The following is a 1792-nucleotide window of genomic DNA, read 5'->3' as shown; positions in this document are numbered from 1 at the left end:
CCGGCCGCTCCGCGGCCAGGCGCTGCTCTGCCGCTCCGCGGCAGAGGGTCATTTCTCTTGCTCCGCAAGAGAAATGAGGTTGCGTCACTTCGTGACGCAGATAGAAATTCGCTCCGCGAATTTCTATGGCAGCTAGAGAGTGGGGTGTTGGCGCGGCTCGAGGATTCTGACGGTCCATCAGGATTATCTGACGGTTTTTCATCATGCTGCGAATCCCACGGATGTGACGTATTCGTACTTTCCCCATTGGGATCCAAGATTCACCATTTGGTCGATCCACGCGTCGTCAAGTGCTTGTGCATCTCCCCTCATCCATGCGTCGACGATCGCGTCCCAGTGTCGGATGTTCAACCGCCGGTATTCCAGGATGCGCTGACGTGGGATCGGTACGTGGCTCTGGTCAACCGGGTGGATTTCCACGCGTGTTCCTCCATTGGCGTTCAGCCGGCGCAGGAGGTACTTGGCGACGTTCTTCCGCCGGAGGGCCCAGTATGCGGTGTCGATCTTGGCCAGGTTGGCTTTGTTGGGGCGTTGTTTGCCTGCGAGCCATGCTTTGAGGGTGCGTGGGGTGACGGTGATGCCGGCTTCTCGCATGGCTTGGTGTCCGGCCTTGGAGCGGGTGAGGTAGCGCAGGCGTGCGGACAGTCCGCGGCGTGTGGTGACGGGGGATGCGATGCCGCCGGAGAGGGAGTCGAGGACGCGGGCTGCGGCTTGGCTTCCTCGTTCGCCTTGGGCGCCGTAGCGTCCGAAGTCGTCTGTTCTGCCTGGCATTTGGGTCTCTTAGTCGTGTGCGGTGTCGAGGGTGTAGGTGTCTTTGACTTTCACCTGTGAGACTCCGCGTCCTTCTGTGAAGACGGTCCGCCAGTTGCCGGCGATGTGGAGTTCGTCGGTGCCCATGGCTCTGATCACGGTCAGTCCTGCGGTGTGGGCTTTGTGTGCTTTGAGCCAGAGGTTGACGAATGCCTGCGAGCGGATGATGTGCATCCAGTCCGGGCGGTAGATTTCCCTGTTGAAGTTCGACTCCCCCATCGTGGACACGAACTTAGAATACATGGATTTCACGTATTCCAGGGTGAGTTCGTCGTTCTCGTTGATGGCTTTTTCTCGTGCGTCTCGCAGGATCTGCCGGAACTTCTCAAACAGATGCTCTGTTGAGCCGGACGTCCATGATTCGTGGATGACGGGTGGATCGCAGAGCCGGCCGTATTGGTCGGTGGAAAGGCGTTGCAGGAGGCGGAGGGTTGGTTCGGTGATCCAGACGGGTCCGGGTTCGTCGCGGTTTCCCATGGGGTTGGGGAGGTGGTGGTGTTCCCATTCGGGTGGGGTGATGAGGTGGATTCCGGAGCGGCGGCGGGAGTGGACGTTTCCGGTGGAGTATTCGAGGGCGCCGAGTGGGAGGTGGGTTTTGAGGGCTGAGAGGTAGGCGCCGTTGATGTCGAGGGCGGTGACGTGGAGGGGGCCGGTGGGTGGGGCGGGGTTGGTCCAGTTGGGGCGGGCTTCCCAGACGTCGTCGGCTCCGTGGGCGCTTTTCTTGCGGAGGATGTCGGGCAGTGGGGGGTGGCCGACGATGTCGTAGCGGGCGCCGATGCGGCAGTGGTCGAGCAGGGCCATGGCGTCGGGGATGGCGCGGCGTTGGAGTGCGGCGGTGGCGGCGTGGATGTCGCCGTGGTGGTCTTCGAGGGCTTTGTGGGTGGCCTGGGTGATCAGGTCTGGGGTGCGGGGTTGGTTGCGGTGTGGGGTGGGGGTTTTGGGGCGTTGGGGTGTGGGGTCGGGTTGGGGTGTGGGGTCGGGT

3 protein-coding genes are annotated in these 1792 nt (G+C 62.3%); all 3 read right to left on the bottom strand.

What is annotated here, in order from left to right; all coding sequences use genetic code 11:
- Positions 1-205 (bottom strand): hypothetical protein (locus tag ABD207_RS31630; protein WP_344016753.1); only part of this gene is annotated, 205 nt, incomplete at its 3' end.
- Positions 202-771: a transcriptional regulator gene (locus tag ABD207_RS31625; RefSeq protein ID WP_344016752.1), complete on the bottom strand. Its 570-nt coding sequence runs from the start codon at positions 769-771 to the stop codon at positions 202-204. The genes ABD207_RS31630 and ABD207_RS31625, both read right to left, overlap by 4 nt.
- 9 nt (positions 772-780) lie before the next feature.
- Positions 781-1792 (bottom strand): transcriptional regulator (locus tag ABD207_RS31620; protein ID WP_344016751.1); only part of this gene is annotated, 1012 nt, incomplete at its 5' end.

The organism is Streptomyces thermospinosisporus, from assembly GCF_039526425.1.
Lineage (GTDB): Bacteria > Actinomycetota > Actinomycetes > Streptomycetales > Streptomycetaceae > Streptomyces > Streptomyces thermocarboxydovorans.
This window is presented reverse-complemented; position numbering and strand designations above follow the sequence as displayed.